This window comes from Puribacter membranae (assembly GCF_055380425.1).
The window spans coordinates 217,364-230,214 of record NZ_AP040167.1 but is presented as its reverse complement, the minus strand read 5'-3'; the positions used below and the strand labels follow the sequence as shown (position 1 = coordinate 230,214).

The following is a 12,851-nucleotide window of genomic DNA, read 5'->3' as shown; positions in this document are numbered from 1 at the left end:
CATATCACCGTCGCCCATGATTCCTGCTGAGTTTATCAACGATCTGCTCGCGCGCGTTGACATTGTCGACGTGGTGGGACAGTACGTTCAACTCAAGCAGGCAGGCAATAATCGGCAAGGTTTATGCCCGTTTCATAACGAGAAAACTCCCTCGTTCACCGTCAGCCCGACCAAGCAGTTTTATCACTGCTTTGGCTGCGGTGCGCACGGCACGGCACTGGGCTTTTTGATGGAACACAACGGCCTGACTTTTGTCGAGGCCGTACACGATTTGGCCTCACGCGCGGGCATGAAAGTGCCCGAAGACAAACCCTTATCACGCCAGCAAATCGCCGAACAAACCGAACGAAAAATCCGCACGCAAAACATCAGCCAAGCTTTGGAAGAAGCGGCAAAATTTTATCGCGAGCAATTGCCCAAACATCCCGACGCAGTTGGCTATCTGAAACGACGCGGCCTGACCGGCGAAATCGCGCAACGCTTCGGACTGGGTTTTGCGCCGGATCGTCCGAATTTAAGCAGTGTTTTTGCCGATTACCATCAGTCCAGCAGCTTAATTGATGCCGGCTTGGTCAAACAAAAAGAGGATAATGCGCGCCGTTATGATTTTTTTCGTGACCGCGTGATGTTCCCGATTCGCAATGTTAAAGGCCAAATCATCGGCTTTGGCGGGCGCATTATGGACAAAGGCGAGCCAAAATACCTCAACTCGCCAGAAACACCGGTTTTTCAGAAAAATCAGGAGCTATACGGTCTATTTGAGGCGCGCAGCAGCATCTCGCACAGCCGTTTTGCCTTGGTGGTTGAGGGCTATATGGACGTGGTTGCGCTGGCACAATCCGGCATCGGCAACGCCGTTGCCACACTCGGCACAGCCACCAGCGCGCTGCACATCCAAAAACTATTTCGCTTCACCGACCGCATCGTATTTAGTTTTGACGGCGACTCCGCCGGTCGAAAAGCCGCGTGGCGCGCCATGACCAACGCCCTGCCCTATGCGACCGACACACGCACGATTCAATTTCTATTCCTACCACCCGAGCACGATCCCGACAGTTTCGTACGCGAATTCGGCGCGGAGCGTTTCAACGCCGAAGCTCAATCAGCGATGACGTTGTCCCAATTTTTGCTCTACGGTCTGCGTCAAGCGGCACCCGAAGCACACGCCGAAGCACGCGCACGCCAATTGCATTTAGCCAAGCCATTGCTGCAATCCATGCCGCACAACGCCTTGCGCACACAGATCATTCAATCCATCGCCGATCAACTGGGCATTCAGGCCATAGACGTGGCCGAATACGCCGAAATCACCGGACAAGCACGCACGCGCAAACGCGCCTCCGAAAAAAACAAACGCAGCCAACCGCTCTCGGCCATCGATCAGGCCTTGCGTTTGATTTTGGCGCATCCGACTACTGCACAGCATGCGCAGTTGGCCGCTTGGCAGCAGCAAGCACAGCATCAACCTTTAACGCAGTTGATTGAGTTTTTACAAGCACAGCCCGCCAGTCAACTTTCACCGGCGGTCATTTACCACCAAATCGAACAGCTTGATCATTGGACTTTGTATCAGCACATCCTGCAGCGCCAATTGCAAGAACCTGAAATCACCGAGGACGATGCGCAGATTGCGCTGCAAGCCCTTGAAAAAAACCTGTATCGCCAGCATTTAGAAAATAGGTTGGAAGCCCTCGCGCAACAGTTGGCACACGATCCAAAAGCCAAAGAGGAATACAGCCAACTCTTGCAAGAACGTGCGCGCTACACCTAAAATCCGCGTAAACGTGTCTGGCATCGACAAATTATGCTAAGCACCTGTTTTTGAACTGAAAATTCACGCAAACAACCAACTATTCACGGGAAAAACTCGCTAAGATATGCTATAATGTGTAGTTCTATGGCTGCTATCGAATCTATAAGCAACTAAGGTTTGAGCGCATCGTCCAAACAATCGACTTATTGTCACTGAATCGTTGTATTTGAGAAAAGCAGTAATTTTTTAAAAAGGCCTAATCCCATGAGCTCAAACAAAAATTCCAGCAAAACCAGTACCGCAAAAAACTCGGTTAAAACGGTTTCCAAATCAACCAGCAAAACAGTCAATAAGCCGGTAGCTGCCAGCAAAACCACAACCAAAGCACCTGTTAAGGCTGTGGCCAAGGCACCAGTGAAAGCCCCTGCTAAAGCCAGCGTAAGCGCGGCTAAACCAGCGACTAAAAAACCGGTCGCCAAATCAACCGCAAAGGCAGCGGTGCCAACCTCAAGCAAAGCACCAGCAAAGGTGACCAGCAGTCGAACAACGACCAAGGTAAGCACCAAAGCCAGCGCCAGCACTGTCAAAGCCACAACAAGCACCCGCACTGCCAGCAAAACCGCAGCCAGCAAACCGGTCAATACTCCGGCCAAAACGACAGCCAGCAAAGCAGTAACTAAAGCCCCAACTGCACCGATCAAAAAAGCCGCTGCGGTTAAACCCGCTCCAGCACGTACCGTGGCCACTGCGCCCAGCAAACGTGCCAGCACCAGTTCTAGCAAAACCGCAGTGAAACCATCTGCGGCGAAAACGCCAACACCAACGAAAAAAGCGGCTGTGACACCAAGCGTCAAAGCCTCAACCTCTCAGAAAAGCAATATGCCTGTAAGTAAAACACAACCTAAAACCCAATCAAAAGCCGTGGCTACGCCAGCGAGCACAGCGGCAAAAGCCACTCCAGCAACAAAAACCACAAAAGCAAGTCAAACCACGCCAGCCGCAGCATCAAAAGCACCGGTGAAAAAAGTGGCGAGCAAACCGACTGAGTCAAATCAGGCAAGCCGAGCGACCGCAAAGACAACGAGTAGCACAAAAGCCGCTCCTGCCAAATCAACCACCCAGTCAACGGCCAAAGCAACAACCAAAGCGACCGCCAGCGCAGCAAAGCCTGTGAGCAAAACGCCTGCCTCTAAAGCAGCGAAACCCGCAAGCAAGGCGCCAACATCCAAAAGTGCCAAAAAAATCTCCTTGGACGATGATGTTGACTTGAGCAAAGACGACTTGATTGACGACGAGCTGGATGATGCCGGCGAAGACATCGCTGAAATCGAGACCAAAGCCGAAAAAGCCAAAAGCAAAAAAGGCAAAGAATCCGAAGAGTCTGCACAAGCATTGGAATTCAAACGCGTACAAATGACACTGTTGATTAAACAGGGTAAAGAGCGCGGTTATTTGACCTACGCCGAAATTAACGACAGTTTGCCGGACGACATGGTCGAAGGCGACGCGCTGGACAACATCGTTTCCACCTTCTCAGACTTAGGGATTCAGGTGTACGAGCAGGCACCGGATGCTGAAGTATTACTGATGAGCGACAACGTTCCCGTGGCCAACGCCGACGACACCACCGAAGAAGAGGTTGAAGTCGCCGTATCCACATTGGACTCCGAATTTGGTCGCACCACCGACCCTGTGCGCATGTATATGCGCGAAATGGGCATCGTCGAGTTGCTGACCAAAGCGCAAGAAATTGAGATTGCCAAACGCATCGAGGAAGGTCAACGCGAAATGATGGCGGCGATCTCTGCCTGCCCAGCCATTATTCAAGAACTGCGTGACATGTTCGCCAAAATTCGCAATGACGAAGCACCGGTGGACGAAGTGGTCGATGGTTTTGTCGGCACCGAAGAGGAATTTGAAGACGCCGATGCAGAAGAGATTGATGACGACGACAGCGACGACGATACCAGCAGCGGTACGGTTTCCAACAAGCAATTAGAGGCGCTGAAAGCGCGTGCATTGGAAAAATTCAACAGCATCGAAAAACTGTTTGACAAAATGCGCGTGGCCTTTGATAAAGATGGTTATCGCTCAAAAGCATACGACAAAGCGCAAGACGCCATGACCCAAGAACTGATGGGCATACGCTTTACTGCGCGCACCGTTGACCGCCTGTGCGACAAGTTGCGCCAGCAAGTGCAAGCCATCCGTGATATCGAAAGCCAAATCCGCACCCTGTGCGTGGACAAAGTGGGCATGAGCGTTGACTTCTTCCTGGTCAATTTCCCGGGACATCAAACCAATCTGGACTGGGCTGGCGAGCTATTGAAAAAGCCGCACGCATTCAACACTATTTTTGAGCGCAACATTCCCGATTTACACGAATTACAAAATCGCCTGATCGACATTCAAAAAGAAGTCCTCTTGCCTCTGCCTGATCTGCGCGACATCCACAAACACATGACCGATGGCGAGAAAAAAACCCGCACGGCGAAAAAAGAAATGACCGAAGCAAACTTGCGTCTGGTGATTTCCATCGCCAAACGCTACACCAATCGCGGTCTGCAATTTTTGGACTTGATCCAAGAAGGCAACATCGGGCTGATGAAAGCCGTGGACAAATTTGAATACCGCCGTGGCTACAAATTCTCCACCTACGCAACCTGGTGGATTCGCCAAGCGATCACCCGCTCGATTGCCGATCAAGCGCGCACCATCCGTATTCCGGTGCACATGATCGAAACGATCAACAAAATGAACCGAATTTCACGCCAAATTTTGCAAGAAACCGGCGTGGAACCGGACGCATCCGAGTTGGCCGAAAAGATGGAAATGCCAGAGCACAAAATCCGCAAAATCATGAAAATCGCCAAAGAACCGATTTCCATGGAAACACCGATTGGTGATGACGAGGACTCACACTTGGGCGACTTTATCGAGGACGGCAACGCCATGACACCGGCGGAAGCCGCACTGCACACCGGTATGCAAGACATCGTCAAAGACGTACTGGACTCGCTTACGCCACGCGAAGCCAAAGTGTTGCGTATGCGTTTCGGTATCGAAATGACCACCGATCATACGCTTGAAGAAGTCGGCAAACAATTTGACGTCACGCGCGAACGCATCCGCCAAATAGAAGCCAAAGCCCTGCGTAAACTGCGTCATCCGTCCCGCTCGGAAAAACTCAAAAGCTTCTTGGAAAACAACTGACGAAGCAACGAACAGTCTTTTTTATCCTGTTCAAGCACGCCGTTGAACTGAATAAAGAGACTGTCCAAGCCAACGGTTTTTGCGTACAATAGCGCCTTCGTAAAAACACAACGGGCCGTTAGCTCAGTGGTTAGAGCAGAGGACTCATAATCCTTTGGTCGCTGGTTCAAATCCAGCACGGCCTACCAGTAAATACGGGGCTTCCAGCAATGGAAGCCCCGTTTTTTTATTAATAATGTTAGACACTGGCTAATAACAAAGTTTTTAAACGCATAAATAATCTAACCAAAACCTGTTATATTGCGACACGTCTTTTAATGTAAACTCAGAATCAGCTACTACACTACACTCTGATAATAATAGCTTAGTTGATTTACCAAGCTTACTTTCCATTCCTCGCAAAAGCTCATAAGCCATTGTTTCAGCGTCCGACTTCTCAGGATCATAAACAATTTTCACCCAAAACTCATATACCTCAGCATTTGGAGTGCAATTAATTTCCTCATAACGCACAAAAATTCCAATTATTGCGTCTTCCTTATCTTTTATATTCTTAGCTAATGTTTTAATCACTCCCGCAACTTCACGATCGAGCGCATCAGGAAAGGAATGTCTAAAGTAGCGAGCTGCCAACCAAATTTGCAAAACATCTTTGGTTTTTTTATCGAGTCCAACAACAGCTTCAGTACCAATAAATACCGATTTTTCAAGAGACCGTCTATTGTTTGCATTTAGAGAATAACAGTTACCCTGGTAATACCCCCTAAAAGGGCGGCATCTAAAAGTAGAATCAACACAAGTCCTGCGTTTAGTGCAGGACGCGTGAGTTTGTTAAAGCCATCATACGCGTTTGCGCTGGAGTGAATCCACCGAGCGACATATGAGGACGGTTGTTATTGTAACACCACAGCCACTGTGTCGCCTCGATTTGAGCGTGTTCGAGTGACTCAAATAATGTCTGATTGAGCAATTCATAGCGCATGGTTCGGTTAAAGCGTTCAATGTAGGCGTTCTGCTGTGGGTTTCCAGGTTGGATGTAGAGCAGTTTAATGTCGTGCTTTTGCGCCCATTGTTGGTAGTGGTGGCTGATGAATTCAGGGCCGTTGTCCGAGCGTATCGCTTGAGGTTTACCACGCCATTCAATGAGTTGGTCGAGATAGCGCGTCAGCGTGGTTGCGGGGATTGAGAAGTTGATTTCTGCCAACAACCCTTCTCGGTTGTGGTCGTCAATGACGTTGCATGAGCGGATGCTGCGCCCATCCTCGAGGTTGTCGTGGGTGAAGTCGATTGACCACGTCACATCCATTGCGTCGGGCACTTCGAGTGGTTGCGGTGTTTCTCGGTCAAGGCGTTTGTTGGGAATCAGGCGCAAGTTGAGCCCGAGTTTGCAGTAAATGCGGTAGATGCGTTTGTGGTTGTATTTCCAGCCCAAGACGTTGCGGATGTGCAGGTAGCATAATCGAAAGCCCCATGTGTTTTGTCCTTTGGTGGTGGTCAACTCGATCAGTTTAGCGGCTATCATGGCGTTGGCTTGCGCGCGCGTTGGGATGTGGCGAAAGCGTTTTTCTGAGATACTCATGAGTTCGCAGGACGCACGGATGCTGATGTTTTTATCGTTGTGCAGTTGTTGCGCCATCTCTTTACGAGATGACGCGCTTACTTTTTTGCAAGGCACTCCTTGAGGATGTCGGTGTGCAGCTGGGATTCGGCATAGAGTTTTTTCAGGCGCGTGTTCTCGGCTTCTAAGGCTTTGAGGCGGCTCATGAGGTTTGCGTCCATGCCTGCGTATTTGCTGCGCCATTTGTAGAAGGTGGCACTGCTGATGCCATGCTCACGACACAGTGCGGGTACGGGTACGCCTGACTCGGCTTGTTTTAGAATGCTGGCGATTTGGCTGTCGCTGAATTTGGATACTTTCATGTAAAACTCCTTTGGGTTAGTTTAAAGGGTTCTACTTTTAGGTGCTGGCTTTTTTAGGGGGTATTACCCTATAACTTCTAATTGTGCCTCTTTCGCACTGGCAATGTCACAATCATGAGAAATAATAATTATTTTTCTCTGAGGTTCGTCATTATTAGCAACTAAAACAATATCACCTTGCCTAAAATTTAAAAAGGCCCTAGTCATTAGATATTAACCTTCCGAAGGAAATAACGGGCGAATATAAGTTATAGCCGTTTTGGGAGTTCTATTAGTTTCACTTGCTTGCCTTGCCAAGTATTCCTTTTCATCGATATTTTTTAATCGGTGTAACTCATTGACAGAAAGATTTTTCCCTTTGGAGAGATAACTTAACAGCGTTTGATTACCTGCTAATATAGGACGCTTTAACAAAGTATCTGCTCTATGTAGCTCCAACTCCTCAAGTTTTGCAGCTACCTCTGCGGCATTTTGCAACAAATTTAATGTCTTAGAATCTTTAATTTCCCCACCCTTGATCCAAGAGTAAATTGTAGGTCGAGTTTTATCAAAAATGACTGCCAAATCACTTATTGAAATACCAATATGTTGACGTATCACTTGTAGTTGCTCAGCTGGAGTTGCAGCAAGCTGGGAATTGCTATATTGAGAATCTATGTTTTCCGAGCCTCTTTCACTAGTGTAGTGTACCACTTGGTTAGGCCCAGTTGCACCATACATTGGTTGAGCTATTCCAATATATGCACCAATAATTAACATTGTTGTGGTTTTCATTTCCATACCCCTTCAGCATAATCTGTATAAGATTTCGAAAAAATTATCTCAACCGATTCTCTCAACTCAAGAAGTTTATCTTTGACCAATTGTGCTGAGTAACTCATTCGCTCTGTAATAGAGCAATCGTTATCAAACCATGCAACATCACTTGCGACATCGAGCGTAAATTTATTAAGTGGTGTTAAATCAATTAACCCTAAAACACCAGGATTAACTAAACCAACAGGTTGTTGTGTGATTATGGTTTTACCAATTAATAAATGAGAACCTTTTATCAATACGGTTTCAGATAGTTTATGCTTAAAAATCAAACCATCGGTAGAGTCCAGTCCGCGAACTCCTGCAGAAAGGTACTGATAAATATCATCATCTGATTTTGGAATAATCAAATCAATATACCTCAAGCCAATTTTGTCAATGAACACTAGTGATACATAGCTACTTATTATTTCCAACCCATTAACAATTTTCCCAATAAATTCTTCTCGGTTAACATATTTAGTTGTTGAAAAAACTAGACTGTTATTTGATAAATGAAAAACAGAATCTCTCGCTTGATTATAAATATCCCATCTTTTTTCTTTTGTTTGAGTTACTTTAGGGGTTTGCAAATCTGTCATCTCAAATCGAACACCTTCATTTACAACTTCAATTGGATGGTAATACCCCCTAAAAAAGCCAGCACCTAAAAGTAGAACCCTTTAAACTAACCCAAAGGAGTTTTACATGAAAGTATCCAAATTCAGCGACAGCCAAATCGCCAGCATTCTAAAACAAGCCGAGTCAGGCGTACCCGTACCCGCACTGTGTCGTGAGCATGGCATCAGCAGTGCCACCTTCTACAAATGGCGCAGCAAATACGCAGGCATGGACGCAAACCTCATGAGCCGCCTCAAAGCCTTAGAAGCCGAGAACACGCGCCTGAAAAAACTCTATGCCGAATCCCAGCTGCACACCGACATCCTCAAGGAGTGCCTTGCAAAAAAGTAAGCGCGTCATCTCGTAAAGAGATGGCGCAACAACTGCACAACGATAAAAACATCAGCATCCGTGCGTCCTGCGAACTCATGAGTATCTCAGAAAAACGCTTTCGCCACATCCCAACGCGCGCGCAAGCCAACGCCATGATAGCCGCTAAACTGATCGAGTTGACCACCACCAAAGGACAAAACACATGGGGCTTTCGATTATGCTACCTGCACATCCGCAACGTCTTGGGCTGGAAATACAACCACAAACGCATCTACCGCATTTACTGCAAACTCGGGCTCAACTTGCGCCTGATTCCCAACAAACGCCTTGACCGAGAAACACCGCAACCACTCGAAGTGCCCGACGCAATGGATGTGACGTGGTCAATCGACTTCACCCACGACAACCTCGAGGATGGGCGCAGCATCCGCTCATGCAACGTCATTGACGACCACAACCGAGAAGGGTTGTTGGCAGAAATCAACTTCTCAATCCCCGCAACCACGCTGACGCGCTATCTCGACCAACTCATTGAATGGCGTGGTAAACCTCAAGCGATACGCTCGGACAACGGCCCTGAATTCATCAGCCACCACTACCAACAATGGGCGCAAAAGCACGACATTAAACTGCTCTACATCCAACCTGGAAACCCACAGCAGAACGCCTACATTGAACGCTTTAACCGAACCATGCGCTATGAATTGCTCAATCAGACATTATTTGAGTCACTCGAACACGCTCAAATCGAGGCGACACAGTGGCTGTGGTGTTACAATAACAACCGTCCTCATATGTCGCTCGGTGGATTCACTCCAGCGCAAACGCGTATGATGGCTTTAACAAACTCACGCGTCCTGCACTAAACGCAGGACTTGTGTTGATTCTACTTTTAGATGCCGCCCTTTTAGGGGGTATTACCGGATCATTAAATCCAAGTTTTTTAAATGAGTTTGCAATTTTTGGATAAAACTCCTCCATATTTGGGACATTATTGAATATTACTTGCACCAAAGAATAATAGATAGGGGCATTTCCCCACGAAGTAATAGCATTCATTAAAATCTCCATAGTTTAAGCTGATGCAGCAAACCCACATGGATTTACGCTAGGAACTATTTACAAGCAACTTTACATAATATTTTACACTACTTTAATAAAACCTTCCACATATTATATAACGGGAAAAATATTGACTATTGTCTAATAACTAGCTTGAAAGTCACTGTTTAGGTTGTTAAATGCTGCGTTTTTAAACTATTTTATTAAACAAAATTTAACTACGAAATCTAGTAGTTACGTGGCGCACAAGCCCATTCGACTTTTAGACTCATAATCCTTTGGTCGCTGGTTCAAATCCAGCACGGCCTACCAAAACCTTAAAAGCCATCCAGATTCGTCTGGATGGCTTTTTCTTTATACCCAAGCGACTTATTAGATTTTTTTATATTAATTTGAATTTTTATTTCTTTTAATTCATATTAAATCCATATACAATCCGCCTCATTATAATTTTTAATTATTTTAAGTTATATTTTATAGATTGGATTCTTATGAAGATTAGGGATTTAGATTTCTCAGATAGCGCGCTCAATCATGAGCATACCGCGCTGGGATTACCCCCACTTGAGCGGCAGATTGCCGAAGCGAACGCACATCCGATCTTGCAGGTGGCGATGTATCTGACAATCGCGATCTTACTTGGTTTGGCGGCATTTTTAATTGGCAAATTGTTCTTTGGTCATCATCAGGCTTCTGGCATCGAGTTGATTACCGAAACGCTGCACAGCAAAATCTTCTGGAGTGCGATGTTGGTCGGGCTGCTGGCGCAAATCGTTGATGGTGCTTTGGGCATGGCATATGGCATTACGGCCAGCTCGTTTTTGTTGGCGTCAGGCGCGTCACCTGCGCTCGCTACGGGCGCGACGCATTTGGCTGAGGTGTTCACCACCGGCGTGTCGGGCGTTTCCCATGCGAAATTGGGCAATGTGAATAGGAAGTTGTTTTTGAATTTGTTGATTCCGGGCATCATCGGTGTGCTGCTGGGCGCGTACATCATCACCAGCGTGGATGGCAAGGTCATCAAGCCGTATGTCAATGTTTATCTGCTGCTCATGGGGCTATATGTGTTGAGCAAGGCATTTCGCCGCATCGCGCTCAAGACGGATGTTGAGTCGAAAAAGGTTGCGCCACTGGCGATTTTCGGCGGCTTTATGGATACGGTCGGCGGTGGCGGCTGGGGTCCGATTGTGACCACGTCGTTGGTTGGCTCGGGTCACAATCCGCGCACGACGATTGGTTCGGTGAATTTTGCGGAGTTCTTTTTGACGGTGACTTCGGCCACGGCTTTTTTCGCATTGCTTGATGGCGAGGTGTGGAAAATTGTCGCCGGTTTGGTGATCGGCGGTCTGTTCGCCGCGCCTTTTGCCGCGTATGCGACGCGCCATTTTCAAACCAAAACTTTGTTGATTTTGGTGGGTCTGCTCATCAGTTGCGTGAGTATCTATAATCTTTCCAAACTTTTTTAATTGAGTCTTTTATGTATCGTTACAACAGCATTGATCAGACGATTGTGCAGGAACGCGTGAATCAGTACCGCGATCAATTGGCGCGTTTTTTCGCTGGTGAATTGTCCGAGGAGGAGTTCCGTCCGCTGCGTCTGCAAAACGGTTTGTACATTCAGCGCCATGCGCCGATGTTACGCGTGGCCGTGCCGTATGGTTTGTTATCCGCCACGCAATTGCGCGCGCTGGCACAGATATCTGAGCAGTATGACAAGGGCTACGCGCATTTCACCACGCGGCAAAACGTGCAGTTTAACTGGCCGAAATTGGAAGACACCGCCGATATTTTGCAGGTGCTCGCCGATGTGGAAATGCACGCGATTCAAACTTCGGGCGCATGCGTGCGCAACATCACCACAGACGAGTTTGCCGGTGTGGCGGCGGATGAGTACGCTGACCCACGCCCGTTTTGCGAAATCTTGCGTCAGTGGAGCACGTTTCACCCTGAGTTCGCCGCCCTGCCCCGCAAGTTCAAAATCGCCATGTGCGCCTCGCGCGAGGATCGTTCGGTCACGTTCGCGCACGACATCGGGCTGTTTTTGCTGAAAAACTCGGCGGGCGAATTGGGCTTTCGCGTTTCCGTTGGCGGTGGTTTGGGACGCACACCGATGATCGGCTCAACCGTGCGCGAATTTTTGCCGTGGCCGCATATGATGAGCTATTGCGAGGCAATTTTGCGCGTGTATAACCGCCACGGTCGCCGTGACAATCTGTACAAAGCACGGATTAAAATTTTGCTCAAAGCTTTGGGGTTGGAGGAGTTCACGCGCCAAGTCGAGGCCGAGTTTGCACATTTGCAAAATGGTCCGGCGACACTGACGCAAGCTGAATTAGACCGCGTATCCGCGTATTTCAGAGAACCGGCGTATGAAGACTTAAACAATATTGATTTTAGCCAAGCCGAATATGCCGACAACATCGCCTTTACCCGCTGGCGTGAGCGCAACACCCGCGCGCACAAACGCGCCGGTTACACCAGCGTAGTGCTGTCGTTCAAAGCGAATGACATTGCGCCGGGCGATGCGACCACCGCCCAAATGCGCGTCACTGCGGATTTGGCCGAGCGTTACAGCTTTGGCGAATTGCGCGTCTCGCACGAGCAAAACCTGATCCTCGCCGATGTGCCGCAAAAGCATTTGCTCGACGTCTGGAAAATCCTGAAGGACAACGGCATGGCGACACCCAACGTCGGCTTGCTGACCGACATCATCGCCTGCCCGGGCGGAGATTTTTGCTCACTGGCCAACGCGCGCTCGATTCCGATTGCCAATCAGATTCAGGCGCGCTTTGACGACTGGGATTATCTGCATGATTTGGGCGAAATTCAGTTGAACATTTCCGGCTGCATGAATTCCTGTGGCCACCACCACGTCGCACATCTGGGTATCCTCGGCGTGGATAAAGACGGCAAAGAGTGGTATCAAATCTCACTCGGCGGCTCGGATGGCACGCATCTGGGCGGATTTTCACCGTCCATTGGCAAAATCATCGGCCCGTCGTTCGCAGCGGACAAAATCGTCGATGCGGTGCAAACCATCATCACCACCTACGTCAACATCCGCGAGAGCGACGAATTGTTCATCGACTGCGTGCGCCGTGTCGGCATCACGCCGTTCAAAACCGCGGTCTATGGTGATCGAGAAATGCGTTAA

At 48.4% G+C, this 12,851-nt stretch carries 8 protein-coding genes, 1 tRNA gene and 2 pseudogenes; 6 read left to right on the top strand and 5 right to left on the bottom strand.

The window, feature by feature from the left end:
• Positions 1-16 precede the first annotated feature (16 nt).
• A complete protein-coding gene (dnaG, locus tag ACZ41M_RS01060) occupies positions 17-1,771 on the top strand; it encodes a DNA primase (protein ID WP_464730699.1) in 1,755 nt (584 codons plus the stop codon).
• Positions 1,772-1,962: 191 nt separating this feature from the next.
• On the opposite strand, the gene ACZ41M_RS01055 is transcribed toward dnaG, so the two are convergent.
• On the bottom strand, positions 1,963-2,607 hold the full coding sequence (locus ACZ41M_RS01055) for a hypothetical protein (protein ID WP_464730700.1): 645 nt from the start codon (positions 2,605-2,607) through the stop codon (positions 1,963-1,965).
• A gap of 25 nt (positions 2,608-2,632) precedes the next feature.
• Between ACZ41M_RS01055 and rpoD the strand changes: the two genes are divergently transcribed.
• A complete protein-coding gene (rpoD, locus tag ACZ41M_RS01050; RefSeq protein ID WP_464730701.1) occupies positions 2,633-4,966 on the top strand; it encodes an RNA polymerase sigma factor RpoD in 2,334 nt (777 codons plus the stop codon).
• A 112-nt stretch (positions 4,967-5,078) separates the two neighbouring features.
• Positions 5,079-5,154, top strand: a tRNA-Ile gene (locus ACZ41M_RS01045).
• Positions 5,155-5,230: 76 nt separating this feature from the next.
• Here the strand turns inward: ACZ41M_RS01045 and ACZ41M_RS01040 are convergent.
• The 4 genes and pseudogenes from ACZ41M_RS01040 to ACZ41M_RS01025 form a co-directional block, all read right to left on the bottom strand.
• The gene (locus ACZ41M_RS01040; protein ID WP_464730702.1) at positions 5,231-5,599 is read right to left on the bottom strand and encodes a hypothetical protein; all 369 of its coding nucleotides are present in this window, start codon (positions 5,597-5,599) and stop codon (positions 5,231-5,233) included.
• Between the two features lie 175 nt (positions 5,600-5,774).
• Positions 5,775-6,886: pseudogene (locus tag ACZ41M_RS01035) on the bottom strand (IS3 family transposase).
• A gap of 213 nt (positions 6,887-7,099) precedes the next feature.
• The gene (locus ACZ41M_RS01030) at positions 7,100-7,660 is read right to left on the bottom strand and encodes a hypothetical protein (RefSeq protein ID WP_464730703.1); all 561 of its coding nucleotides are present in this window, start codon (positions 7,658-7,660) and stop codon (positions 7,100-7,102) included.
• A complete protein-coding gene (locus ACZ41M_RS01025) occupies positions 7,657-8,283 on the bottom strand; it encodes a TIGR04255 family protein (protein ID WP_464730704.1) in 627 nt (208 codons plus the stop codon). Before ACZ41M_RS01025 ends, ACZ41M_RS01030 begins: the two co-directional genes overlap by 4 nt.
• Before the next feature lie 106 nt (positions 8,284-8,389).
• Between ACZ41M_RS01025 and ACZ41M_RS01020 the strand changes: the two are divergent.
• The 3 genes and pseudogenes from ACZ41M_RS01020 to ACZ41M_RS01010 all read left to right on the top strand — a co-directional run bounded on the left by ACZ41M_RS01020 (position 8,390) and on the right by ACZ41M_RS01010 (position 12,851).
• Positions 8,390-9,501: pseudogene (locus ACZ41M_RS01020) on the top strand (IS3 family transposase).
• A 687-nt stretch (positions 9,502-10,188) separates the two neighbouring features.
• Complete coding sequence (locus tag ACZ41M_RS01015; protein ID WP_464730705.1) at positions 10,189-11,163, top strand: sulfite exporter TauE/SafE family protein; 975 nt, start codon at positions 10,189-10,191, stop codon at positions 11,161-11,163.
• A gap of 11 nt (positions 11,164-11,174) precedes the next feature.
• Entirely contained in the window at positions 11,175-12,851 is a 1,677-nt protein-coding gene (locus tag ACZ41M_RS01010; protein WP_464730706.1) for a nitrite/sulfite reductase, read from the top strand.

Excerpts from the sequence above, each read along its gene's own strand:
- ACZ41M_RS01015 (WP_464730705.1), top strand. The coding sequence starts at position 10,189 with ATGAAGATTAGGGATTTAGATTTCTCAGATAGCGCGCTCAATCATGAG.
- ACZ41M_RS01030 (WP_464730703.1), bottom strand. The coding sequence starts at position 7,660 with ATGAAAACCACAACAATGTTAATTATTGGTGCATATATTGGAATAGCT.
- rpoD (WP_464730701.1), top strand. The coding sequence starts at position 2,633 with ATGCCTGTAAGTAAAACACAACCTAAAACCCAATCAAAAGCCGTGGCT.
- ACZ41M_RS01010 (WP_464730706.1), top strand. The coding sequence starts at position 11,175 with ATGTATCGTTACAACAGCATTGATCAGACGATTGTGCAGGAACGCGTG.
- dnaG (WP_464730699.1), top strand. The coding sequence starts at position 17 with ATGATTCCTGCTGAGTTTATCAACGATCTGCTCGCGCGCGTTGACATT.
- ACZ41M_RS01025 (WP_464730704.1), bottom strand. The coding sequence starts at position 8,283 with ATGACAGATTTGCAAACCCCTAAAGTAACTCAAACAAAAGAAAAAAGA.